The organism is Phytoactinopolyspora halotolerans (genome assembly GCF_010550675.1).
Lineage (GTDB): Bacteria > Actinomycetota > Actinomycetes > Jiangellales > Jiangellaceae > Phytoactinopolyspora > Phytoactinopolyspora halotolerans.
This window is the reverse complement of sequence record NZ_JAAGOA010000018.1, coordinates 96,042-119,848: the sequence shown is the minus strand read 5'-3', so window position 1 is coordinate 119,848 and position 23,807 is coordinate 96,042. Positions and strand designations below refer to the sequence as shown.

Annotated in this window: 26 protein-coding genes; 10 read left to right on the top strand and 16 right to left on the bottom strand. The window is 68.1% G+C overall.

All coding sequences use genetic code 11. From position 1 onward, the window contains the following. Positions 1–74 precede the first annotated feature (74 nt). Both G1H10_RS22810 and G1H10_RS22805 read left to right on the top strand, forming a co-directional pair. Complete coding sequence (locus G1H10_RS22810) at positions 75–845, top strand: 3-hydroxybutyrate dehydrogenase (protein ID WP_163742051.1); 771 nt, start codon at positions 75–77, stop codon at positions 843–845. Positions 846–967: 122 nt separating this feature from the next. Then, a complete protein-coding gene (locus G1H10_RS22805) occupies positions 968–2,878 on the top strand; it encodes a helix-turn-helix domain-containing protein (RefSeq protein WP_376778652.1) in 1,911 nt (636 codons plus the stop codon). Here G1H10_RS22805 and G1H10_RS22800 read toward each other — a convergent pair. The 4 genes from G1H10_RS22800 to G1H10_RS22785 all read right to left on the bottom strand — a co-directional run bounded on the left by G1H10_RS22800 (position 2,810) and on the right by G1H10_RS22785 (position 6,694). Further along, positions 2,810–3,772 carry an alpha/beta fold hydrolase gene (locus G1H10_RS22800; RefSeq protein WP_216853571.1) on the bottom strand — a complete coding sequence of 321 codons (963 nt, stop codon included), beginning with the start codon at positions 3,770–3,772 and terminating at the stop codon, positions 2,810–2,812. The genes G1H10_RS22805 and G1H10_RS22800 overlap by 69 nt on opposite strands. Beyond that, the gene (locus G1H10_RS22795; RefSeq protein ID WP_163742050.1) at positions 3,762–4,841 is read right to left on the bottom strand and encodes an alpha/beta fold hydrolase; all 1,080 of its coding nucleotides are present in this window, start codon (positions 4,839–4,841) and stop codon (positions 3,762–3,764) included. The genes G1H10_RS22800 and G1H10_RS22795 overlap by 11 nt, the downstream gene beginning before the upstream one ends. Positions 4,842–4,855: 14 nt before the next feature. After that, positions 4,856–6,187, bottom strand: a complete 1,332-nt coding sequence (locus G1H10_RS22790) for an esterase/lipase family protein (RefSeq protein ID WP_163742048.1) — start codon at positions 6,185–6,187, stop codon at positions 4,856–4,858. Between the two features lie 147 nt (positions 6,188–6,334). Beyond that, a complete protein-coding gene (locus tag G1H10_RS22785; RefSeq protein WP_163742046.1) occupies positions 6,335–6,694 on the bottom strand; it encodes a hypothetical protein in 360 nt (119 codons plus the stop codon). 459 nt (positions 6,695–7,153) lie between these two features. Here G1H10_RS22785 and G1H10_RS22780 point away from each other — a divergent pair, with 459 nt between their 5' ends. The 3 genes from G1H10_RS22780 (at position 7,154) to G1H10_RS22770 (ending at position 10,135) form a co-directional block, all read left to right on the top strand. Further along, positions 7,154–7,747: a CBS domain-containing protein gene (locus G1H10_RS22780; protein WP_216853570.1), complete on the top strand. Its 594-nt coding sequence runs from the start codon at positions 7,154–7,156 to the stop codon at positions 7,745–7,747. A gap of 69 nt (positions 7,748–7,816) precedes the next feature. Beyond that, positions 7,817–8,728: a DUF4429 domain-containing protein gene (locus G1H10_RS22775; protein ID WP_163742044.1), complete on the top strand. Its 912-nt coding sequence runs from the start codon at positions 7,817–7,819 to the stop codon at positions 8,726–8,728. Positions 8,729–8,839: 111 nt separating this feature from the next. Then, positions 8,840–10,135, top strand: coding sequence for an MFS transporter (locus tag G1H10_RS22770; protein ID WP_163742156.1), 1,296 nt, complete (start codon positions 8,840–8,842; stop codon positions 10,133–10,135). Between the two features lie 61 nt (positions 10,136–10,196). Here G1H10_RS22770 and G1H10_RS22765 read toward each other — a convergent pair whose 3' ends face one another. Continuing rightward, positions 10,197–11,048: a methyltransferase domain-containing protein gene (locus G1H10_RS22765; RefSeq protein ID WP_163742042.1), complete on the bottom strand. Its 852-nt coding sequence runs from the start codon at positions 11,046–11,048 to the stop codon at positions 10,197–10,199. A gap of 181 nt (positions 11,049–11,229) precedes the next feature. Beyond that, on the bottom strand, positions 11,230–11,478 hold the full coding sequence (locus G1H10_RS22760; protein ID WP_163742040.1) for a hypothetical protein: 249 nt from the start codon (positions 11,476–11,478) through the stop codon (positions 11,230–11,232). Between the two features lie 157 nt (positions 11,479–11,635). On the opposite strand from G1H10_RS22760, the gene G1H10_RS22755 reads away from it, so the two are divergent. Together G1H10_RS22755 and G1H10_RS22750 are read left to right on the top strand one after the other, a co-directional pair. Beyond that, positions 11,636–12,214 (top strand): TetR/AcrR family transcriptional regulator, encoded by a 579-nt coding sequence (locus tag G1H10_RS22755; RefSeq protein ID WP_163742038.1) that lies wholly within the window; start codon positions 11,636–11,638, stop codon positions 12,212–12,214. Between the two features lie 9 nt (positions 12,215–12,223). After that, a complete protein-coding gene (locus G1H10_RS22750; RefSeq protein ID WP_163742037.1) occupies positions 12,224–13,090 on the top strand; it encodes a PhzF family phenazine biosynthesis isomerase in 867 nt (288 codons plus the stop codon). Between the two features lie 120 nt (positions 13,091–13,210). Here G1H10_RS22750 and G1H10_RS22745 read toward each other — a convergent pair whose 3' ends face one another. Then, positions 13,211–14,140 (bottom strand): NAD-dependent epimerase/dehydratase family protein, encoded by a 930-nt coding sequence (locus G1H10_RS22745; RefSeq protein WP_163742035.1) that lies wholly within the window; start codon positions 14,138–14,140, stop codon positions 13,211–13,213. Between the two features lie 119 nt (positions 14,141–14,259). Here G1H10_RS22745 and G1H10_RS22740 point away from each other — a divergent pair, with 119 nt between their 5' ends. Then, positions 14,260–15,000: a TetR/AcrR family transcriptional regulator gene (locus G1H10_RS22740; RefSeq protein ID WP_163742033.1), complete on the top strand. Its 741-nt coding sequence runs from the start codon at positions 14,260–14,262 to the stop codon at positions 14,998–15,000. A 148-nt stretch (positions 15,001–15,148) separates the two neighbouring features. On the opposite strand, the gene G1H10_RS22735 is transcribed toward G1H10_RS22740, so the two are convergent. Next, positions 15,149–15,673, bottom strand: a complete 525-nt coding sequence (locus tag G1H10_RS22735) for a Clp protease N-terminal domain-containing protein (RefSeq protein ID WP_163742031.1) — start codon at positions 15,671–15,673, stop codon at positions 15,149–15,151. Between the two features lie 25 nt (positions 15,674–15,698). Then, the gene (locus G1H10_RS22730; RefSeq protein WP_163742029.1) at positions 15,699–15,911 is read right to left on the bottom strand and encodes a helix-turn-helix domain-containing protein; all 213 of its coding nucleotides are present in this window, start codon (positions 15,909–15,911) and stop codon (positions 15,699–15,701) included. A 51-nt stretch (positions 15,912–15,962) separates the two neighbouring features. On the opposite strand from G1H10_RS22730, the gene G1H10_RS22725 reads away from it, so the two are divergent. Then, complete coding sequence (locus G1H10_RS22725) at positions 15,963–17,000, top strand: serine hydrolase (protein WP_163742028.1); 1,038 nt, start codon at positions 15,963–15,965, stop codon at positions 16,998–17,000. Here the strand turns inward: G1H10_RS22725 and G1H10_RS22720 are convergent. The 7 genes from G1H10_RS22720 to G1H10_RS22690 form a co-directional block, all read right to left on the bottom strand. Beyond that, positions 16,997–17,413 (bottom strand): helix-turn-helix domain-containing protein, encoded by a 417-nt coding sequence (locus G1H10_RS22720; protein ID WP_163742026.1) that lies wholly within the window; start codon positions 17,411–17,413, stop codon positions 16,997–16,999. The two genes, G1H10_RS22725 and G1H10_RS22720, sit on opposite strands and share 4 nt — an antisense overlap. 72 nt (positions 17,414–17,485) lie before the next feature. Continuing rightward, positions 17,486–18,124, bottom strand: a complete 639-nt coding sequence (locus tag G1H10_RS22715) for a class I SAM-dependent methyltransferase (RefSeq protein WP_163742024.1) — start codon at positions 18,122–18,124, stop codon at positions 17,486–17,488. A 205-nt stretch (positions 18,125–18,329) separates the two neighbouring features. Then, positions 18,330–20,162 (bottom strand): AfsR/SARP family transcriptional regulator, encoded by a 1,833-nt coding sequence (locus G1H10_RS22710; protein WP_163742022.1) that lies wholly within the window; start codon positions 20,160–20,162, stop codon positions 18,330–18,332. Positions 20,163–20,176: 14 nt separating this feature from the next. Then, the gene (locus tag G1H10_RS22705; RefSeq protein WP_163742020.1) at positions 20,177–20,593 is read right to left on the bottom strand and encodes a hypothetical protein; all 417 of its coding nucleotides are present in this window, start codon (positions 20,591–20,593) and stop codon (positions 20,177–20,179) included. Between the two features lie 161 nt (positions 20,594–20,754). Further along, positions 20,755–20,982 (bottom strand): tautomerase family protein, encoded by a 228-nt coding sequence (locus G1H10_RS22700; RefSeq protein ID WP_163742019.1) that lies wholly within the window; start codon positions 20,980–20,982, stop codon positions 20,755–20,757. Between the two features lie 211 nt (positions 20,983–21,193). Next, the gene (locus G1H10_RS34725) at positions 21,194–21,874 is read right to left on the bottom strand and encodes a response regulator (protein WP_216853568.1); all 681 of its coding nucleotides are present in this window, start codon (positions 21,872–21,874) and stop codon (positions 21,194–21,196) included. Further along, the gene (locus G1H10_RS22690; protein WP_163742017.1) at positions 21,871–23,061 is read right to left on the bottom strand and encodes a sensor histidine kinase; all 1,191 of its coding nucleotides are present in this window, start codon (positions 23,059–23,061) and stop codon (positions 21,871–21,873) included. Before G1H10_RS22690 ends, G1H10_RS34725 begins: the two co-directional genes overlap by 4 nt. A 143-nt stretch (positions 23,062–23,204) precedes the next feature. Between G1H10_RS22690 and G1H10_RS22685 the strand changes: the two genes are divergently transcribed. Next, positions 23,205–23,786 (top strand): hypothetical protein, encoded by a 582-nt coding sequence (locus G1H10_RS22685; protein ID WP_163742015.1) that lies wholly within the window; start codon positions 23,205–23,207, stop codon positions 23,784–23,786. Positions 23,787–23,807 lie beyond the last annotated feature (21 nt).

Sequence of the window (23,807 nt, the reverse complement as noted above, 5' to 3'; positions counted from 1 at the left end):
GCATATGCATGGCCTCGGTGGGGTGGCGATGCTCGACATATGCCTGCGACGTCCACAGCGCCTAGTGTGTGTGCATGAACTCGGCACCAGAGGCGTCCGACTCGGACCTCTCCGGCAAGCTGGCCGTGGTCACCGGGGCTGGCAGCGGAATCGGCCGGGCATGCGCGCGGCGACTGGCGCGAGCCGGAGCGCGGGTGCGCGTCGTCGATATCGACAAGGACGCCGCCGAGGCCGTCGCCGGTGAGGTCGGCGGCGAGGCACGAGCGGTAGACCTCACCGACCTCGAACTCGCGGAGTCGCTGGGCGCGGACGCGGACGTCGTCGTCAACAACGCTGGCGTGCAGACCGTGAGCCCCATCGAGGAGTTCCCGCCGGAGAAGTTCTCCATGATGCTGCGGCTGATGGTGGAGGCGCCGTTCCGGCTGGTGCGGGCGGCTCTGCCGCACATGTATGCGAACGGCTGGGGACGCGTCGTCAACATCTCCTCGGTGCACGGCCTGCGCGCATCGGCATACAAGAGCGCCTACGTCACCGCCAAACACGCGCTGGAGGGCTTCTCCAAGGTCACCGCGGTCGAGGGCGGACCACGAGGGGTCACGTCGAACTGCGTCAATCCTGGATACGTCCGCACACCGCTGGTGGAGAACCAGATCGCGGCGCAAGCGGAGAACCACGGGATCTCCGCGGACGAGGTGATCAAACACGTGCTCCTGGCACGCAGCCCCATCAAGCGGCTGATCGAGCCGGAGGAGGTGGCCGCCGCAGTCACGTATCTGTGCGGGCCGGAGGCAACGTTCATCAACGGATCGTCGCTCACCATCGACGGAGCGTGGACGGCCAGCTGATCATGACCGGCGACCTCGACCATCCCGACGACGCCCACCGCGACGACGCCCACGACGACGGCGGCGGCAACGGCGGCGGTGCAGCCGTCGACGCGGAGACCGCTGCCGGGCACTACTTCGACATGCTGCTGCGCGACGCGCCCGCCGTCGAGTACGAACGTCCCGTGGTCGAAGCGCGCGGCGTCGGCGCCGACGACCGCACGGTCGCCGCGCTCGAACAGGCCAAGATCGCGGCACTGCGCGTGCGTGGTGTCCTGCACGACTACCGACGACGCGAGTCCGAGCTCACCGCGCTCTACGAGACCGCCAATGACCTCGCCGGCATGCGCAACCTGGACCAGGTACTCAGGGCTATCGTGCACCGCGCCCGGGTGTTGCTCGGCACCGACATCGCGTATCTGACCCTGCGCGAGGCAGAGTCGGCGGACACCACGATGCGGGTCACGTCCGGCTCGGTCTCCGCGCGGTTCCAGCAAGTCAGGCTCGGCCCGGGGGAAGGGCTCGGCGGGCTGGTGGCGACCACGGCGCATCCGTACGTCACCGCGAACTACTCCGCCGACGATAGATTCCTGCATACCGAACCCATCGACAGCGCCGTCGCCGAAGAAGGGCTCGTTGCCATCCTGGGTGTTCCACTGGAACTGAACGGGCAGGTCATCGGCGTTCTGTTCGCTGCGAACCGGCGAGAGAGGCCGTTCACACAGGCAGAGATCGCGCTGTTACGCTCGCTCGCGACGCACGCCGCGATCGCCATCGACACGGCCAACCTGATCGACCGCACCAGGACCGCGCTGGCAGAGCTGAACGCCGCCAACGCAGAATTGACGGCTCGCACCGAAGAGGTGGAACGGGCGGCCGACGCTCACGACAAGCTGACCGACCTATTGCTGCGTGGAGCCGGCACAGACGACATCACCGCCGCCGTCGCCGAGCTCATCGGCGGGGACGTCGAACTGCTCGACCTGGCCGGCGACGACGCGCAGCAGTCCCGGCGCATCGAGACCGCCGACCGCACGGAACGGGAGGGTACGGAGCCGGCCGCGGATAGCGTGCCGGCGGCCGTTGCCGAATCCCTGACCAAGGGGCGTGCCGCCAGCCGGAACGGGGTGTGGGTGGCCGCGTCGGCGGCGGGCAATGAGCCCTTGGGTGCCCTGGTGGTTCGCCGTCCGACCGACCTGGGGCCGGCCGAGCAGCGCATCCTGGAGCGGGCCGCCGTCGTCGCGGCGTTGCTGCTACTGCTGCGCAGATCGGTGAGCGACGCGGAGCATCGTGTCCGTGGAGAACTGCTGGACGAGGTGCTGGCGGACCCCGGGCGCGATCCCGAGACACTTCGCCAGCGCGCCAGGAAGGTAGCCACCGACCTCGGGCGACCGCACGTCGTCATCGTGGCCGACGCACCGCAGGCCGACCCGCACCGGCTACGCGCCGCCGCGCGGCACATCGCCGAGGTCCGCCACGGGCTGGCCGGGGTCCGGGATCACTACACGGTGATCACGGTCCCCGGCGACGGGGCCGCCGAGATCGCCCGCCAGGTCAGGGCCGATCTGCGCGGTGCTGTCGGCCACCCCGTCACTGCCGGCGCTGCCGGGCCCACCGACGGGCTCGCGACCTTCCCGCCCACATACCGCGAGGCGCTGCGCTGCCTGCAGGCTCTGCAGGCGCTGGGCCGCGAGGACGAGGCCGGGGTGTCGGAGGAGCTCGGCTTCGTCGGGCTGCTGCTCGCCGAGAGCCGCTCGCTCGAGTCGTTCGTCGCGGATGCGATCGGTCCATTGATCGACTACGACGCCGAGCGGGGCACGACCCTGGTGGAGACGCTGGCCGCCTACTTCGCGGCAGGTGGAAGTCTGACCCGCGCCAAAGCGACGTTGCACGTGCACGTCAACACGGTGTCGCAGCGTCTGGAGCGCATCTCCCAGCTGCTCGGCACCGAATGGCAGCAGCCCGACCGCGCGCTGGAGCTGCAGCTAGCGCTCCGCGTCCACGGCCTGCTCCGCCACGGCGTCGACCTCGGCGGCGATCTCGGCGGCCGCTGAGGAGAACATCACTGAGTAGTGGTTCTCGCCGACGAGTTCCCGCGCCGTCACGGTTTCCAGGCCGGCCAGCAGCTCGGCCGTGTACAGCCCTGGGCTCTCATCCATCAACCCGCGGGACGCCCAGAGGAGGCGGGCCGGGCACGGCAAATTTGTCACGGCGGCGAGGGTCTCGGTGTCCTGCAATACCTGAGCGCCGTCGATCCGCACGGCGTCCGCCCGGCACGCCGATCGCAGTAGCGGCGGGGGGCCGACAAGATCCCGCCGGATGTAGTTCTCGACGTAGGAGTTCCAGCGGCCGGCGAATGCCGGATGTGCCTGCCAGAATCCCCTGCACTCGTCGAGGTCGGCGAACGTCATGCTCAGCCTCGTCATGGCAGGGCCGAGGACAGCCTCGATTTCCGTGTCCGGCGGCACCGGCAACGCGAGGCCGCCGTCGACGAGCACCACGGCGGCGACCCGCTCGGGATGCCGGACCGCGGTCAGACAGGAGACAAAGGCACCCATCGAATGACCGAGGAGAACCGCCCGGTCGATGCCCAGGTGGTCCAGGAGCGCGATGAGATCTTCCGCGTGCCGATCAAGCCCATACGGGCCGGACACGTCGGCGCTGCGGGCACGCCCGCGCAGGTCAGGCGCGATCATTCGACGTCGGCCACCCAGCTCGTGACCGATCCGCCCGAACGCCGCTGCGTTCGCGGTGATGCCATGCACCCCGACGACGGGGAGTGCCGCCTCGCGAGCCGGTTCCGCATCGTCCGGCTTCTCAGATCCGGCTCGCACTGGCTCAGGCAGCTCCCATCCAGCTGTCTGTGCCTCGGCGGTCCACCATTCCAGGGCGGCCAGCTCGCCGCCGTCGACCGGAACCGTCAGCTCACGCATGGCATCAGCTGCCACTTATGCGTCCTGCCGTCAGGGTTGCGAGCAGCGCGTTCGCGAACTCCTTCGGCTGCTCGATGTGCGGGCTGTGCCCAGCTCCTGCGATCACCGTCTCGGTATACGAGCCGCCGGCCGCCGCGTACCGGTCGAGCACGTGCCGCGTCTGGGCGATCATCGGCTGCGCGGGAGCGACGTCGTCCCCCGGCCAGCCGTCGACCGCTCCGATCGCGCCGAGATGCGCCAGGTCGAACAGTGAGGTGTCGGAGACGATGACGTCGCCCTCGCCACGGATCCATCCGATCGGCGGCTTGGGGTCGATGTCGGGCAGGTCGTCGATGCGGAAGTGAGTTGGCGCCATCGCGTTCAGCACGCCGCGGTCGCCCGGAGCGACGCCGGGCCAGGTGTCGACCGTGTGCACGTCGCCCGGGTAATGTCCCTCGCCGGTCCGGGTCGACAGCATCGAGTCGAGGTAGGTGTCCAGTTCGGCTTCGTCGTCGATGGTGAAACCGGCCTGCACGTACGCACCGAGGAAGACCTGCCGGGGCGCGGTGGGCACGTCACCGGAGCGGTCACCGGACGCCAGCCGGGAGACGAAGTCCGGGTTGGCGCACCCGCCGCCGGAGCCCGCTCCGGCGGGATCGTTGAGCTGGCCGTCGACGCCGTGCGTACCACCGAAGCCATAGGGCGACACCGGGTTGACCAGCGTCACGGATGCCACCCGTCCCGGCCGATCCCGCAGCGCTTGAAGTGCCACCCCGCCGCCCATGCTCCAGCCGACCAGATGTGCCGACGTCAGATCGAGGGCGTCCACCACGGCGGCCACGTCGTCCGCGTAATCGGACAAGCCACGCCGGGCGTTAACCTCCTTGGACTCGGTATCGCCGAACCCTCGCAGGTCGACCGCGATCGGCCGGTATCGCTCCGGAAGATCGAGCATGGTCCGCTGCCAGAACAGGGCTGACGACACGTTGCCATGCAGGAGCAGAACCGGCTCGCCGGTAGTGCGCCCTAAATGCAGCATGTGCACGTCGAGCCGGGCGGTCGGCAGGTGCTCGGAGACCACGCCTGGCCAGAGCCGAGAAGTCATCGTCGGTATCCCTTTCATGACAGCCAGGAGATGACCTGGTCACGGACGGTCGGATGCCAGCCGAGCTCGAGATGGTTGACGGATCCGGCGAGCCGGGTACCCGCGACGTTACCGACACCGGTGGTGTCCAGCGCGCTGTCGACGAAGACCACACCGTCGCTCGGCCCGCGCGTCTCATTCCAGATGCCGGTGACGGTCGGTGACCCGCCGGCGAGCAGATACACCTCGACGCTGGCCGGCGTACCGGCTGCCTGGATCTGTGCGATCAGCGAGCCGGCGTCGATGGCCGCCTGGATACCCTGACCACGCGTGTAGAAGCCTTGCCCGCCGTAGTACGTGGTGTACCAGTCTTGGGCGGCGGTGTTGACACCGTAGACGCCGTCCCAGCGGGCCAGCATCTGGCGCTGCCCCGGGTACGCGTCCCAGCCGGACTCCGGCACGAAGGAGAACTCGGGATGGTAGGTATACAGGCCGTAGCAGGTCATGCGGGTATGCGGGGACGGCGCGTTGATGGATCCGCCGCACTCGGGCCAGATCGAGACGTTGTGCGCCCAGCCATGCGCGTACGGGTAGTCGTACCCGCCGTTCGGCCCGCCGAGCAGGATGAGTTTCCCGACGTCCCCGGCGTAATCCGAGCCCCCGGGCGGGCGGACGGAGGAGACGTACATCCGAGCGGACATCATCCCCTTACTCCAGCCGATCACGTCCACGGTGCCGACACCCAGCTTCTCCCGGATCATCGCGATCGCGTTCCCCACGTGCTGCGCCTGCATGAGATTGTCGCCCTGTTTGTGGGCGAATCCGACGGCGAAGACCGGCACGCCCTCCGCCACCAGCTGCTGCATCAGGCCGGTACCCGGGCACGACGATCGACCACATCCGTAATCGCCGGACTCGCCGGGGTTGGCCCATGCACGATCCGGGGTGTCGTTGGCGCCGTGCACCAGCAGCACCGGCCGGCGGCTGGTCTGCGCATTCCAGCCGGGAGCGTGGTAGAGCAGGAACTCAGACGAGTGCGGTTTTGCGTCGCCGCCGAAGAAGGTCACCCGCTGGCCGTCCTGATCGCCGCGTCCGTCGGGTGGGAACTGCTCCTGGGAGAATCCAGCTCTGGTGTCGCGGAAGTGCTCCACCAGTTCCCAGCCGTTGGCGACCGATGTGTGCTGCCCGAGCAGCTGCAGATGGGTCGGCGTCGCCGTCTGCGTCAGCGTCAGCGTCGTCGTCGTGCTGTCCGTGGACGTCGCGACGGCGGAGGTGACGGCCAGCGGCACAGCCACGACAACGGCGACGGCAGCCACCGCCACGCGTATCAACGCCGATTGCCTGCTGTTCGTTGCACGCCTACGCATGACTCCAACCCCATCGTTGACGAGTGATGGCGGCGATTCTGCCGGTTGGTGGCGGACACGGACATGTGTGATGAGCACATCAGAACCGGCTCGGCTATGTAGGCCGGCGATTCACCTGACGCAGCGACGGCCGCTGCCGTCGATGCGTCAGCGCGATGGACTCCGATGGACGACGTTCCTCGTCGGGCGCGTCTGCGATTCGCCTCCTGGATACACCCCGGGGCGAGGCTCGATGTACCCCGCCTCCGGCGAGTCCTGTCGATCGGACGACGTGCGGACGGTCAGCGCGTCGAGCCGCGCGTCGACGCGGGCGGCGACCCGGGCGAATGCGCGCTGCCGGACGACAGCGGGCGCCGCACGGTCGCAGAGCGCAGCGAGCAGCGCGGGCTCCACGCCGACGGCGGCCGCCATCCTCGCGAGCTCCGAAAGTTCGTCTTCGACCGCTTCCGGACCGGCGTCGTTCAGCCGATGGGCTAGTTCTCGCAGCTCGGCTCCGCGGTTCGACATGTTCGATCGCACTCCTGAGAAGATGTTCACTCCATCTTCAGCGCGACGTCTGGCCCATCTGTAGAGCCAGTTCGCAAGTAGTGGACTGGGCCAGGAGCGTAACGGCCGATCTATGGCCAACCTGCGCCACGACGGCTCGGAGTGGATCACGGTGACGGTGCTGCCTGCGACGCCGGCTTCACCGAGGTGGAGCGCGTCTCTGCCGCGCGGGGCACGCCTACGACTCGCCATGACACACCGCCAGCAGGGATGGGATGCGCGTTCGGTGGGTCATAGCGCCCTGAACGCGCATCCCATACCGCCACACCCACCGCGATTGAACGTATCCGGTCCGGGTACCGAGCTTGGTACCAGCAAGCAGATACCGGCTCGCAGGAGGACGCCGCGCAGCGAGAAGGCGGCCCCACCTGCGAACGCCGAGGCGGATAGGCGAAAGCCCCGTGTCGGGAGGAGGCCCCCATGGTGGAGCGCGGCAGCGATAAACACGGTCCGCGGCAGGACGACGAACTCAAGCACGAGTTGCACGGGATGGAGCAGGCGGACCGGCCCGTCCGCGTGGAGGAGTGGCGCGACCCGGAGCCGCCCGCCGACGACGATCCGGACGTCTTCACCGGCCAAGAGCCTGGCGTGACGCCGCAGACCGTGGCGGACGCGATGACGGGACGGGTGATCTCGGTGAACATCGACGCCTCCCTCGCCGACGCGGCCGTGGCGATGCGCAACAACGACGTCGGCGACGTGCTCGTTCTTGAGAACGGCATGGTCCGCGGCGTGCTCACCGACCGCGACCTCGTCGTGCGGGCGGCGGCCGAGGGCCGGCCACCGGACGACACCTCGGTGGACGACGTGTGCAGCAGCGATGTCACCACCGTGGTTCCCGGCACGCCGATCGACGACGCGGTGAATCTGATGCGGGAGTACGCGATCCGCCGGCTACCCGTCGTCGACGAGGATCTGCGGCCGGTGGGCGTGGTGACCCTGGGCGACGTGGCACTCGCCCGCGAGCCGGATTCCGCCCTCGCGGACATCTCGGCGGCCCCGGCGAACCGGTAGCTCCACAGCACCGGCGGGTGACGACGCCGGGTGATCGGACGGGCTCCACGATCATTACCATCTATTCGTATGGCCGAGGTGATCGTACGGGACGGTACGTGGACGTTCGACGGGGAGATCGTCCGGATCGTGCCCGGCGGCGACCGTCGGGTTCACGCGCTGCGACAGGCACTCGGTGAACGGGCGATCCCGCTGGCGGCCATCTCCGGGATCACCTACGAGTCGGCACGTAAGGGCGGTCGGCTGCGGCTCCGGCTGCGCGACGGCGCCGATCCGTTTCTACAGGTGACGGCCGGCAAGCTGGCTGACGACGTGGACCCGTACCGGCTCGCCGTCGACAAGGACAGCGCCGGCGTGGCCGAGTACTTCGTCGACGAGGTGCGCAACGCCCTCACCGTCGAACAGGTACCGCCGGGAGCGTGTGAGCGTTATCTGCTCAGCGGCCCGGGTGTACCTCTGACGGCCACAGCCGGCGACGGCACGGTCACCTTCGACGGTTCGGTGATCCGGATCGAGTGGACCGAATGGGCCGAGCAGGTCAAGAAGGCGAGCGGAGCGCGGGAGATCTCACTCGGCGACGTCCACGGCGTGGAATGGGTGCCGATCGTGGGGCTCACCAACGGCTTTCTCCGCTTCCGCGTCACCGGGGCGTCGGCGCTGCTCCCCAAGCACGACCCGAACTGCATCACCTGGGGTTGGCGTCGCGAGGGTGGCACGATCTCGCTGGTGGGCGCCGCTGTGGTGGCGAGGCTCCCGCATCCGTCGGGGGCGCCGACCGACGCGGCGACGGCCCGCCAGTTGCCCCAGGTCGCAGGGTCGGCCGAGGCGAGCGGCCCCGACGGGTCTGGCGGCGCCGGCGGCGGGGCGGACCACGACACCGTATTGCGACGCCTGCGCGAGCTCGGCGACCTGCACCGCGACGGCATCCTGACCGACGATGAGTTCGCCGCTGCCAAGCAGGCTCTGCTGCGCCAGCTCTGACGTCGTCGAACCGCGGCTCGGAGAGCGCGACGAGCGTGTTTCTCACGTATTCGCCGGCCCGTGGTGTCGGATCCCGTGGAAATCTGGTCTCATTCTTCCGTGACCCCAGCCATGACGACGCAGAACGACACGAGTCCGAACCGGCGCCAGGTGATCAGCTGGGCGTTGTGGGACTGGGGTTCCGCGGCGTTCAACGCGATCATCGTCACCTTCGTCTTCACCGTCTATCTCACCGACAGCGTGGCGAGCGACGAAGACAGCGGTTCCCAGGCGCTCGGCATCGCACTGACCATCGCCGGGGTGCTGATCGCGCTGCTCGCCCCCGTCACCGGGCAACGCAGCGACGCCGCGGGCCGGCGCAAGCTGTGGCTCGGCGTCCACACCGGGCTGGTAGTGCTGTGCACGGCCGGCCTGTTCTTCGTCCGCGACGACCCGTCGTACCTGGTCCTCGGCCTGGCCCTGGTGGCGGCCGGCAGCGTGTTCTCGGAATTCGCCGGCGTCAACTACAACGCCATGCTGATCCGCGTCTCCACCAAGGAGACCATCGGCCGTGTGTCGGGGTTCGGCTGGGGCATGGGCTACTTCGGCGGGCTGGTCGCGCTGACCATCGTCCTGGTGGCGTTCATCATGCCGGACGTCGGCTTGTTCGGCGTGACCGACGACGACGGGATGAACATCCGTGCGGTCGCGCTCTTCTCCGCGGCGTGGTTCGCCCTGTTCGCGCTGCCGGTCTTCTTCAACGTCCCGGAGGTGCCGCCATCCGGTGAGCGGCTGAAGCAGAACTTCTTCGCCAGCTACGTGGTGCTGGCCAAGCGGCTGGCCCGGATGTGGCGGGAGGAGCGCCGCACGCTGTGGTTTCTCATCACCAGCGCCATCTACCGGGACGGCTTGGCCGCGGTTTTCACCTTCGGCGGCGTCATCGCGGCGGGCACGTTCGGGTTCAGCGACACCCAGGTGGTGATCTTCGCGATCGCCGCGAACCTCACCGCCGGCCTCGGCGCGGTGCTCGGCGGGCGGCTCGACGACAGGCTCGGTCCGAAGACGGTGATCGTCGGCTCGCTGGCCTCACTTGTCGCCGTGGGCACACTCATCACCGCGCTGCCCGGGCAAGCGGTGTTCTGGGCGGGCGGATTGACACTCGCGATCTTCGTCGGGCCGGCGCAGTCGGCCAGCCGGACGTTCCTGGCCCGCATCGTCAGCCCGAAGCGCGAGGCGGAGGCGTTCGGGCTCTACGCCACCACGGGCCGGGCGGTCAGCTTCCTCGGTCCGGCGGCATTCACCGGTTTCATCGCGCTGTTCGGGAGTCAGCGGGCCGGGATGGCCGGGATCGTGTTGGTTCTGCTGGCCGGACTGCTCGCGATACTCCCGGTCCGGGCTCCGGAGCGCGACGCCGGCCACGCCGCCTGACGACGGCGCAGCCAGCTCCGGGAAACACCCTCGACACGCCAGTGACCTGCGGCACAGGACACTAGACGGTGCCTACGGTCATGGTCTCGATCATGCAGAAGTAGAAATCGTCCCGGTCAAGTACGTATCGCTCGGACTCCGGGTCGAACGACTCGGCCCACTCCTGCCGCTCGTCCTCCGAGAGGTACGGCGCGGCGGTCCGGCCGTACCAGGTCGCATTGCCGATGATGTACCGCTTGGCCTCCTCGGTCAGCGGCGCCACCTTTTGGATCGCGTAGCTCCGGGTCCACACGTCGTTCAGCCCCAGGTCACGGAACATTCCGTACGTCCGGCGCCCGATGAAGTTGTCGAACCACGCGGAGGCAGCGTTCTCTTCGAGCGCCTGAGCGGCGGCCGTGACGACCTTCAAGGTCAGTACCGGCGAGACCGGGTGGAAGATCATCGCGGAGCCGTCGAACTCCTTGGACACCATGCGCCCGCCGCTGCGCGTCACCTTCTTGTGCTTCTCCAGCACGTCATAGGCGTCGCGGATGTAACACAGGCAGTTGCCCAGAAACGTCAGATCGAAGGTCTCCGGTGGAAACGGCACCTCGTGCAGGTCACCACGGACGAACTCCACCGCGCTGCCGAGCGGGTCGCCGTCGAAACTGGCGCGGGCGTAGTCCAGAATGTCCGACGCGAAGTCGAGACCGGTTACCTTGCCGCCGCCGGATGCGACCTTCTCGGCGAACAACCTCGTCCACATGCCCGGGCCGCAGCCCGCGTCCAGCACCTGATCGGACGGACCGACGTCGAGCTCATCGACCATCCGTCGGCGGTCCGTTTCCTTCGCCCGGAAATGGTCGAGCAACCACTCCACGGCGGACAGCTCGACTCCCTGCTGGTTCTCATGCAGCCGATCTGGCGTACCCACTCCCGTCCCTTTCACTCGACACGTGATGGGCACGACCACCGCCGGCGTTCGCACGAACGCCTCGGTATCACGGCTTCACATGGACCCCGCCACGGGCAGCCGACGGCGCGGCGGACGGCCGTACCCGCGTTGTGAGCAGTATATCCCCTGCGCACAGGGTTACAGCCGGGTGCGTGAGAGATCAGTGCCGGGCGTCGCGGCGGCCGAGGTACCACTCCAGCTGTGCGATGCCACGCACCGCCTCGGCATGTTGCCAGGCCGCCGAACGTCGTTCCTGGCGACGGCGGACGACCGCCGAGACGACCACCCGGAGAGCCTGTCCGAGAGCAGGAAGAAGCACCAGCGCAAGGCCGGTCACGAAGATGACGGCGAGCATGGTCACCAGCACCGATGTCATGTGTGCGTACGCAGCCGCACCGAACTGGAACATCGTGCCCTCCTTCGCCCTTGAACGAGACACCGTTCCGATCCGCAGCATGCCTGCTTCCGGAGTGCTGACCATGCTAACCCGAAGTGGGCACTTAAGCCCAGATACGTGCGTACATCTGTTCCTGAGCAGACGGGCAAACCTCCCTATACTCACAGAGATGACCGTCCAGTCGAGCACGACGACGCTACGTGCTGACGCGCGCCGCAACCGAGAAGCCGTGATCTCCGCGGCCCGAAGGCTGTTCGCAGAACGTGGCTTGGACACGCCGCTCGAGGTGATCGCCCAGGAAGCGGGCGTGGGCCGAGCGACGATGCACCGCCGGTTCCCGACCCGGGAAAGCCTGGTGAAGACCGTCTTCCTGGACAACATCAGCGAGTTGGAGCGAGTCAGCCTCACGGCGGCCGACAGCGCCGACGCCTACCTCGACATCCTCGCCGCGACACTGAAGATGCTGGTCAAAGATGTCGGCCTGGTCGACGTATTCAACAGTCGCGCCGTGTCCGACGACACCCGCAAGGAGATCTCCACCCGGTTCCTGGCCATCGTCGAGGAACCACTCCGCCGAGCACAGGCGGCGGGGCGGGTGCGGTCCGACCTGACTCTGGAGGACACGACGCTACTGGTGGACATGCTCGGCGGCGCGGCCCACAGCTCGGGTGCGGCGTCCGCCACCGAACGGATCAACCGCGCACACTCGTTGCTCCTCGACGCCATCCGGCCGACGAGGAATGGGTAAGAGACTCGAATGCTTGAGATACTCCGCTACGCCGCGTTCACCTCGGATCCGTCCGGCGGCAATCCGGCCGGCGTCGTCCTCGACTCCGACGAACTCAGCGACGTCGACATGCAACGGGCGGCGCTCGATGTCGGCTACTCCGAGACCGCCTTCGTCAGCACGATCGACTCGGACGAGAGACACTTCCGGCTGCGCTACTTCAGCCCGCTGGCAGAGGTAGCGTTCTGCGGCCACGCCACGATCGCCACCGCGGTCGTGCTGGCCGAACGGGACGGCGTCGGGGCGTTCACCTTCGAGACCCAGGCGGGCACGGTTCCGATACACACCGAGAAGCGCAAAGCCGTCATCGCGAGTCTCACCAGCGTGCCGACGCGGTCGCGGCCGACTTCCGACGAGGAACTCGCGCGGCTGCTCGCCGCACTGCGATGGTCACCCGACGAGCTCGACCCCGATTGGCCGCCGCACGTCGCCTTTGCCGGAAACGAACACCCCATTCTGGCAGCGGATTCCAGGGACCGTCTCGCCGACCTCAACTACGACTTCGACGCCCTGCAGAGCCTGATGCGAGAGTGCGGATGGACCACCGTGCAGCTGTTCTGGCCGGAGAACAAGCGCACGATCCACGCCCGCGACCCATTCCCCGTGGGCGGCGTCATCGAGGATCCGGCCACCGGCGCCGCGGCCGCCGCTTTCGGGGGCTACCTCCGCCAGCTTGATCGCGTCACCAAAGCCACGCGCCTGACCATCCTGCAAGGCGAGGACATGGGACGACGCAGCGAGCTCATCGTCGATGTGACGCCGGACGATCCCCGGGTGACGGTCAGCGGCGCCGCCACCCCGATTCCGGCTCCGGCCGCGGACACAGCCAGGGCATAGTCAGCACGGTCTCGGACGCAGTTCCTGGTCGACCGGCGCACAGAAGTGAGAGCGCGTTGAACCGATCCGCGGCAATCACGTCGCCCGCTTCGCCCGACTGTGTTTCTCCGGTCGCCGGCTCTACTGCTGCCAATCAGCGGTCGTTCTGCGCATCACGTCATCCCATGGCGTGTGTTCCAGCCCGAAGACGGTCGTGGTAGCCGTCGCGTCGATCTCGAAGGGCGCCTCCCATTGGTACAGCACACCGCGTACCTCACGGAGCGTCGGCGAGAAGGGTGAGAGCAGCGTGAGGGCACTCCTGGGGATCCGGCGGATTCGGGGGGCCTGGATGCCGCCGCGCTGGGTGGCCGACTCGAGGAGGTTTCGCACGGACACCGGCGGGGACGAAGGGACGTGCCATGGATGTCCCCATGCACGCTCGTCCGTGCCGAGGACGGCCAGGGTGCGTGCAACGTCGTCGACGTAGGTGAAACTGTGCGGCGCGTCCGGGTCCCCGAGCACGCGCACGGGTTTGCCGGCCATCGCTGCCTGCCCGTAACGGGTGATCAATCCCGCGTGCAGTCCGACGCCGGGACCGAGGAAGTCCGACGCCCGTGCCTCGGTGACACGCACTCGCCCTGCCTGGTGGGCCGCGAGCGCATCCTGCCACAGCCGAGCTCGCAGCCTGCCCTTGTGCTCCGTGGCAGCGAGCGGAAGGTCGCGGCTGATCGGCCCTACGACGGGGCCGTACCCGTAGAGGTTGCTGATGGTCACCAGAACCGCTCCGGAAGACTCGGCGACGTCGAGCACGGCCGCTGCCAGCGGCGGCCACATGGAGGACCACTGCTGGTAGCTCGGCGGGCTGAGGGTGTTGTAGACGGCGGCGGCGCCCGCGGCGTGCGGACGAAGCGCATCGCGATCCAGCACATCAGCCTTGACGAGGGCAATGCCGGGGTGCGATGGGCCGGTACCAGAACGCGTCACGACGCGGACCTCGTGCCCGTCGTTCGCCAGTTGTATGGCCAGGACGGAGCCTATGGTGCCGGCGCCGAGGACGAGGTGGTGGGACATGGGTTCTCCTTTGTGAGCACTGCTCTCCTTAAAGATCAGTGTTGCTGGTCTCGTATGCCTTGTCAAGAGCAGTGCTCTCGTTTACGTTTACTGCTCGCGCTATGTGCAAGAATGGCGGCATGGCTTCGACACGTGGGTTCCGGCAGCGGGTACGGGACGAGCTGACCCGCGAGATCAAGGACGTCGCTCGCCGGCAGCTGGCGCAGGTCGGCGCGGGCGGGTTGTCGGTGCGAGCCGTCACGCGTGAACTGGGCATGGCGTCGTCGGCGGTCTACCGGTACTTTCCCAGCCGCGACGCCCTGCTGACGGCTCTGATCACCGACGCGTACGTGGGGCTCGGCCAGGCTGCACGCCGAGCGGAGTCGCAGGTGGCCCGGGAGGATCACCTCGGTCGCTGGAAGGCGGTGTTCCGGTCGGTCCGTGAGTGGGCACGCGAGCATCCGCACGAGTACGCCCTCGTCTACGGCTCTCCGGTGCCCGGATACGCCGCACCGGAGCACACGGCGATTCCGGCCGGCGAAGTGGTCATATTGCTGGCGCAGATCGCGATCGAGGCCGCGGTGGCCCGTCGCACTGGAACGCCGGGAGACGACCCGGTGACCGACGCATTAGCCACGGACGTCGAGATTCTGAAGACGCACCCCGCCGTCTCTCAGGATGATGAGATCGCCGCAGCACTGGCAGAGATGCCGGCGTCCGGAGTCCTGCACGTGCTCGACGCATGGACCATGTTGTTCGGAGCGGTCAGCTTCGAGCTCTTCGGGCACTACGCCGACGTCCTCACGTCTCTCGACGACTACCTCGACCGACTCGCCACGAAGTCGGCCGCACCCCTCGGCCTGACCCATCAGCACAGCTGATCGCCCGCACGCTGTCCACCACACGGTGATGGTCAGACCGGACGTGAGAGCCGTGGCGTGCAGTCGTGTGAGCACGATCCTCGCCGCCGGCCGCGGGAAGGACCGGGAACGAGCCGCCGCCGGCCGGGCGCTTCAGATCAGCCTGACGTCAACTCGCATCGGCGTGCCGTCCGGCGATCTCGGCCCCGGCCGCCTGGGCGAGGTCCATGCGGTCGATTCCCATGTGATCGAGCGCGCGGGCCGTCGTTCCGTACTCCATGCGGGCGGCCGCCCGGATGACGTGGGCGCCGACCAGGCTGGATCCATCGCTCTTGACGTCGTCGGTCACACGCTGGAAGAGCTGTTGCATGGACACCTCGCTGCGATAGACGCCGCCTGCCGGCTGCGGTTCGGGGAGTTGTGCACTGAGCGCGGCGTCGTCGTGATCGATGCCGATGTCCCGCAGCGCCTCGGCGTGCTGTTCGGTGACGGCCGTCCCGAAGGCGTCCGGGTCGGCGCCGATGCGTTCGAAGGCCCGGCGGGCCGTGCCGTCCGGCAAGGCCAGCGCGGCGATCACGAGGTGTTCGGCGCCGGGCTTGTCCGCGCCCTGTTCTCGCGCCACGTTCTCCGCGTCAGCGAGTAGGTGCTTGATTGTGCGCATATCACCGGTTCGCCGGCGCAGTCGGTTGAACATGGGTCCTCCTTGCTGGGTCTGTTCGTCATTGGGTGATGCGGCGGGCGAGCTTCTTGTGGGCGGCCTGCCTGCTGACACCGAGGGCTTCGGCGACGTCCGTCCACGACCAGCCCTGATCGATCGCGGCTTGGGCACCGGCCAACTCGAGCCTGTCGGCGAGCCGGCGGAGCGAGACCACGGTCGCCAGCGTGGCGGCGGGGTCCGTCGGGTCGGGGATGCGAATGGGCGCCTCCTGCATACTGCCAACCTAGGTTGACAGGCGACCGACTGTCAACCTAGGTTGGCAGGCATGATCTCCAGACGGCTCCTCGGCTGTACTGTGATCGCAACGATCCTGGTCGCCGGCAGTTGCGCCTCCAGCCACGTCGACACCCCTGACGGACCGCCCCCGATATCGGCCGCGGCAGCCGACGGCCCGATCATGGCGCTCGCACCCAACGTCGCGTATGCCGTCTTCGATCTCGACGACGGTCGCTGCCGACTCGTCGACGGCGTCGCTCACGAGCAGGCGCTCCCGATCGCGTCGGCGTTCAAGCTGTGGGTGCTCATCGCGCTCGGCCACGCGATCGCCGGCGGGCGACTGTCATGGGACGACGACCTGGTCGTACGCGACGAGCTACGCAGCGATCCCAGTGGCGAGCTGTACACCGTCCCGGACGGATCCACCGTGACGGTGCGGCACGCGGCCGAGCTGATGATCTCGATCTCCGACAACAGCGCGACCGACCATCTGATCTCACTCATTGGCGCCCAGACGGTCGAAGCCGTCATCGCCGAGGTCGCGCCGGCGTCCTCGGAGCAGAACATCCCACTGCTCACCACGGCCGACATGGCTCGCCTGAAGTTCGTCGCACCCGAGCTCGGCGCCGAGTACGAGGCGCTCGACGGAGTCGGCGAACGCCGTCGTTTCCTCACCGATCTCGCCGACCGAGCACCGTTCCCATGGCAGGAAGACCCAACGGCCGTGGCGAACCTCGACCTCTCGAGCCCTCGGCTGGTGCAGTCCGTCGAGTGGTTCGCTACCCCGACGGATCTGTGCACCACCATCCGCGAACTCGCGGCGTTGGCCGACACCCCGGGACTGGAGCCGATCGACGCCATCCTGTCCGCGAACCCCGGCATACCGCAGGACCTGTCGGACACATGGAACCACGCCTGGTTCAAGGGCGGCTCGGAACCGGGAGTCCTCGCCCTCACATACCGGCTCATCGACGACTCGCACGATCGGGCCGTCATAGCGATGTGGAACGACCCGAACGATCCCCTCCCCACCGGACCAGTGCTCGACGACGCGATACGAGCACTTCTCGCCGCCGCCCATGGCTAGGTGCACCGGGGGCCGGCCCCGTAGCCATCCAGCTTTCGACGGAAGTCGGGACATCGCGTCACGTCGTCCGCGTCGCACGTGAGTGCATGCCCTACGAGATCGAGCGCGGTCTGCGCGGCCGCGACGCGTCGTTGCAGCAGCGCGACGTGGTCGAGCAGGATAGCGCGCTGCTCATCCCGGCTGGCGACCGTCATCAACCGGCGCAGTTGGCCCAGGCTGAGGCCGCAGTCCCGGCCAAGCAAGATCATCGCAACATCGGCGACCTGGTCCGTGAAGTACCGACGTCGCCCAGCCTGCCGCCGAGCCGGAATCAGGACGCCCACGTCCTCCCAATGCCGCAGCACATGGGTGGCCAACCCGAACCGGTCGGCCAACTCGCCGATGCTCAATTCGTCTACGTCGCTGTTGCGCATCACGCTCTCATTACCGCCACGAGCGAGCCCGTGGCCACTCACCCACGTCGCCGCCGAACACCGCCGAACAACTCAAGACGCCGCGGGCCCCGCACTTCGGGCCAGCAGCCGCGCATAGGGCGCGAACGGATACCACGGTAGCCGGACCTTCGCCATCGTGATCTCCGTCCACTCCGGATTCTCAGCCGTCCGCAATGCGTCGTCGAGGTCGCGGAACGGCGCGAAACGGAAATCGACCACGAGGAGCCTGCCGCCCGGCCGTAGCACCCGCCGAAGCTGAGCCGCCGCGGCTGGAACATCGGGCCAGTGATGCATGCTCAGGGTAGAGACGATCACGTCAACGCTGTCGGCCGGCAACGGCAACCCGGCCACGTCGGCGACGTGCAGGTGGACACGGTCGGCCACGTCGGCGTCGCGGGCCACCCGCTCCGCCACGGTCACCATGTCGGCCGACGGATCGACTACATGCACGTCCAGGTCCTCACGGCCCTGGGCCACCAGGGAGGAAAGCCTGCCAGTACCGGCACCGACGTCCGCGATCACCCCGCCAGGCGGCGCCATGCCGACGACGTCGCTACAGACCCGCCGGTACAGGCTACCGAGAGTACGCCGGGCCAACCGGTCATAAGACTCACTGGCGCTACCTCCGAAGTCCTCATCACGGTGGCGATGCACCAAGCCGTTCAAGACACCGAAAAGGCGATTCGACACGGGGACATCCCTTCCTGAACAGCATCACTCAGAACAGCACCGCCAGCCTGGCACTTCAGGTCAACCTGAAGTCAACTCCGAACTCGCCGTCGGCTGGACAACCCAGGGCGGCCAGGCACTCGGGAGCCTGCCCTCATACCGTGCAGGCTCCGACACCTCGGACCGGCTGACGCGCTCACCGCCATGTGGCACCGGCACGGGAGCGCTACGACGGCACCTTGGCGGTGGATTCGGCCAGAGTGGCCTCCAGCCGAACGAGCCGTGCGGAGAGCACCGGGTTGTCGACGCAAGCGACGTGGCTCCGGGCCGCCTCCAACGCGTCGGTCATGCCCGCGGAGACCCGGAACATCGCGGCTTCCGCCTGGAGCTCCCGCATGCCGTGCTTCGACGCCAGCTGATCCAGGTCGTCCATCAGTGCCTCGACTCCACCCAGTCCGTTTGCCACCGCATGGGCCACCTGAGCTGCGAGCCCGTATGCCTCCAGCCAGACGTATGCGTCGTTGACGCGTCGGCATGCCATGCGGGAGTCGTACAACAGACGAGCGGCAGTGGCGTGCTCCCCGCGCTCGGCCGCGACCAGCCCGAGACCCCGACAGGCCAGGCTCTCCCAGCACGGGTCGCCGACCTCCACAGCCAGGGCATGGGCACTGCTGAACAATTCCGCTGCTTCATCTATACGACCAGCGTGCATGGCCAATTCGGCGCTCCAGGACAGCGGGTACGACGCGAACGTGAGCCACCCTGCCTGATCCGCCAGTGCTCGGGCCTGCTCCAGGTGTTCGGACGCCAGATCGTCCTCACCGCGCAGCAGCCGCAGTCGCCCGAGGTGGGTCAATGCCATCGCGCGCGCCCGCAGATCACCGCCATACTCGGCGTGCCGCACGGCGTCGAGGAACAGCGGTATCGCCTCCTCGTAACGTCCGGCGTCGCTGCGCAGAGAGCCTTTCGTGAGCAGGATCCAGGCTCGCTCCGAATCGTCGGCGCCCACGGTTGCCATGGCACGGTCCAGCCAACGCTCGGCCGGTTCGAAGCGGCAGCGGAGGAACTCCACCCACGCCAGTTCCCGGCAGGCGCCGGTTGCGAGGCCAGGACGTCCGACGCGTTCCGCGACGGCGACGGCCTCTCTGAGTGCCGCCCCGCCTGCCTCGTCGGTGCCGCGGACGGCGTGAACCTGGGCGCTGCCTAGGTGGATCAGTGCCCTCACCAGGAGCTCGGGGTCCGCTACTGCCCTCGCGCCGGCCACCGCGCGCCGCAGCGACCCAATCCCGGCGTCCGACGCGCCGGCCGATACGGCGGTCATGCCCGCCTGCAGCTGTGCTTCCGTGCGCGTCCGGCTGGCCTGTGCAGGACGGGCCATCAGCGGCTCCGCTGCGGCACTCACCGAACGGGACGGAGCAACACCGAGCTCGTCAAGGAACGACTCAGTGACCAGTTCGACATGCGCACGGGCTCCGGCGACATCGCCAGACTGGGCGAGCGCACGAACGAGAAGCTCATGGCAGTTCTCGTCCCATGGCTGGAGCGCGACCAGCCTCCGGGCGTGCCCCACCGCTTCGTCCGCCCGGGCAGAGGCGATCTCGTCGCGTGCGGCCTCCCGGAGAGCTGCCGCGGCAAGCGCGACGACACGTTGCCGCTCCCCCTCGAGCCACAGTTCGAAGCCCGCGCACGACGGGAACGCGAGCCCTTCGAGGAGCGGTGCGGACAGGTCGATCTGGTCGATCACCTCATACCACGGGGCCGCCGCCAGAAGGTGTATGTCGACCTGCACGTCGCGCGTCAAGGACAGCGTCACCGGGTCCCCGGCGAACGTGTGGGGCTCTCGCGTGATGCGGCGAAGTTCCGCAAGGTTCCAGCGCAAGGAACCCAGGCCATCCTGGGCGTCCGGAAACAGGAGCCTGACGAGGCGCTCACGCGGGACGGCGGCGCCGTTGCTCACCAAGTACGTGAGGAGGCCCCAGCCCTTCTTGCCGCGTGGCCCGTCCAGCTCGACTCCGTCGCCGAAGACTGCCGGACGCCCGAGCAACTTGATCGTCACCATGGGCGCCCTCCCGTTCACCTGCATGGTACGCCCGATTTGGTCGCCGACGGAGCCGCAAGCAGAAGCCGGCCGTACGCGGTGTTCGCTCTGCGCGCGATCTGCTCCAGCGCACGGGGGTCCGAAGGACCACCGCGTCGTGACACCGCGAGCTCCAGAAGGGACACGGCGGCGACCAGGTCACGGACGACAACCACACCGGACGCTTCACGCAGGGCGGTTCCGGACGCGGTACCCAGGGCTGTGACAGCCGCCCGCGCCGCCCCGGCGAGAGTCACGATCGCGTGGCCGGCGAGGGTGTCAGAGTGCAATAGATCGGGGTCCAGCTCCGAGACGGTGTCAAGGGTGTCATGCAGGGTGCCCAGCACGCCGTCCGCGTCACTGTTGCTGGCCGGGTACGGCTGCGTCTCGATGCGGCTCATCGTGATTGTCATGGTGACCTCCCTCGTCAGTGGCACCACGGTCTCGTGGGACCGTGTGAGAAAGCGTGTGACCCCGAGTGGATCAGCCTGGGCGCGCGCAAACGGCCACCGGTGCGTCTCAACGCGTTTGTTGAGACGCACCGGCGGATTGCAGACGCACGGCTCTTCGGGTGTCAGCCTGCAGGCACGCCCGCAGCTAGGGCTTTCACGTCGGCCGTGGCAAGCGGCTGGCCGCCGATGGCCCAGTGCCCACTCTTGACCTCCTCGACGAGCACCCAGGTCACCTGGCGCATGTTCTCCCCTTCGATGTCGACCATCGTGTCGGTGAGCCGTTCCACGATCGTTCGCTTCTGCGCCTCGTCGAAGACACCCTCGATCAATTTCACCTGGATCAACGGCATGGCTGTCCCCTCTCCTTCGGAGTTCCGCGGTCGGCGGACCTAGCGACAAACCCTCGCCTTGAGACGTGTGAAAAGCCGTGTGAGGGCTGCTCATGCTCTCTGACCCGGAGTCACGGTAGGAAGGATGCGGGCGGACGTCCAGGTATGCTGCGCCAGATTCTCCGGAAGCGGACACGAAGGTCAGGCGGCGGGGGAGCAAATTCCGAAAGGGTCAGACCAAGCCTTGATCGCGCGCATAGAGCGCGGCCTGAGTGCGATCGCGCAAACCCAGCCGGTTCAGGATCCTGGAGATATGGTTCTTGACGGTCCCTTCGCTGAGGTAGAGGCGCTCGGCGATCTCACGGTTGGTCGAGCCGGTGGCTACGAGGCGTAGTACGTCGACCTCCCTTGCGGTCAGCGGATGGCCGGCCGGTTCTCGGCTCGGCGAGTTGCCGGGACGGTCGAGCGCCACCGTGAGCCGGGCGGCTGCGGCCGGATCGAACTGGACGACGCCGGCGTGCGCCGTTCGTACCGCATCGGCAAGTTCCTGCGCCGGACGGTCTTTGAGCAGGTATCCGCTGGCGCCGGCCCGGAGCGCCTGCACGACGTACTCCTCGTCGTCGAACGTGGTCAGCATGACCACCCGACAGTTCGGAGCCCGCCCACGCAGGACGGCGACCGCTTCGATGCCGTCCATGGTGGGCATCCGCACGTCCATCAAGGCGACGTCCGGCTCCAAAGTGAGCACGGCGTCAATTGCCTGCCTGCCGTCGGCGGCGGTACCGACCACCGCGATGCCAGGCTGTATGTCCAGCAAGGACTCGATGCTCTCCCGGATCAGCCTCTGGTCGTCGACGACAACAACGCGGATGTCGCGCACGGGCGGTGGGACACGTTCTGCCTCGTCGGTCACACGGCCACCTTGTGCGGGATGGTCACGATCACCTGCGTGCCTGCATCCGGCCCGCTGACCACCTCGACCGAACCGCCCACGAGCTGCGCACGCTCACGCATTCCGAGTAGGCCGTAGCCTTCACGCTCGGGCGGAAATCCGCACCCGTCATCGGCGACTACCAGGTGTGCATTCTCGTCGTCACAGCTGGCGGTCACCCACACGTGGGACGCGTGGGCGTGGCGGCGGGCATTGGTGATGCCCTCTTGAGCGGCCCGGTAGAGCGTGATCAGGGCGGCTGGATCACACCGGCTCTCATCTCCGGAGAAGTCGAGGCTGACCGACAGCTCACCGCCGTCAGCCTCGCGAACCAGGTCGTTCAGCGCCGCCGAGAGGTGGAACGGCTCGGTCGAGGCGCGTAGCGTGCGCACCGAGTGCCGTACGTCCTCGAGCGCGCGCCGTGCCGAGCGGCTGGCGTCGTCAAGGGCTTGCCGCGCGGCGGCGCGATCGAGGTCGAGGAACGTCGTGGCCTTCTCCAGCAGGAGGGTGATGGCCGTCAGGTGGTGTCCGAGCCCGTCGTGGATGTCGCGTGACACCCGGCTCCGCTCGGCCGCCGCAGACAGCTCAGAGACTCGTGAGGCGTAGGTGCGCAGCTGGGCATGGGACTGCTCCAACCGCGCCCTGCCGCGCTGCTCTTCCACGGCGACCGAGGCCATCGCGATGGTCAATGCCAGCCCGACGACGAACATCAGCAGATCGGAGACCTGCTCGACTTCGCCGTACCACTGCGGGACGGTCAACTCGAAGCCGATCACGAGCAATCCGAGACTGACGAGGCCGAGGGCGATACTCACCTTCCAGCCGAACGCGAAGTACGCGGTGAACGGCAACAGCAGGAACAGCACCCGGGACAGGCCGGAGCCGTCGGCGGCGGCCACCGCAACGAAGAGGACCAGCCGAGCGACGAGCAGCGTGATCGCCGGGACGGTCGGCGTCATCGCCGGGTACCGGCGGCGCTCAGCGACATCCAGCGCCATGAGCAGGGTCAAGCCGGTCACGAACGGCACATACCTGGTGTCCCCGAGGCCGGTGACTCCGGCGAATGCCCCGGCGACCACGACGACGCCGTAGAGCACCGGTGAAATCCACGGCACCGGTCTGGCGGGGAAACCCGCATGGAGTCTGGCATCCAACGCGGCTGGCGACATGCATAGAGCGTACGGCCTTGTGTGGGTCCGGTCGATGGACCAGCAGACAGGTGCCGATCGGCACAGTGCCGGGGTGAAAGGCGGCTACAAGTGCGGCAATCAGGCACTGTCCGAGCCCGGTCCGCGGCTCCTACGGTCGCCGCATGACATCTTTGCTGCGCTTCGGCGCCATCAGCGGCATCTTCGCCGGGCTGTTCATCGCGCTAGCCAGCGTGTTCGAGATCTTTGCCGGCGAGACGACGGCGACAAGTGCCGCGCTCGGGCTCTCTCCCGCCCTGGGACTCCCCCTGGTGGTCGGCCTGCATCTGGGCCAGCTTCGCGCGAGTGGTCGGCTGGGCATCGTCGGCTTCGCTGTCAACCTGGTCGGGCTCGGCCTGTTCGGTGGCGCCGGCTACACCCTGAACCTGGTCCTCTTCCCGATCGAGGAAGTGATCGAAGTCGATGACCTGGCCGGCATCTCCCGGATCGCCCTTCTCGTCAGCGCCCTCGTGTTCAGCGTCGGTGTTGTGCTGTTCGGGCTCTCTATGGTGCGCGCACGGGTCTATCCCAGAATCCCAGCTGTCGCCTACGTCCTCGCGTTCCCCCTGATCGCCCTCCTCGCTCCGCTTCCGGACAGTCCGTTGATCAGCGCGACCCACATCGTCACAGGGATAGCGCTGGTGTGGCTGTCAGCGGCGTTGCACGAGACCGCTCGCACCAAGACTCCGGATCACGTAGCGGCGTAGGGCAGTTCGATCCGCTGCCGG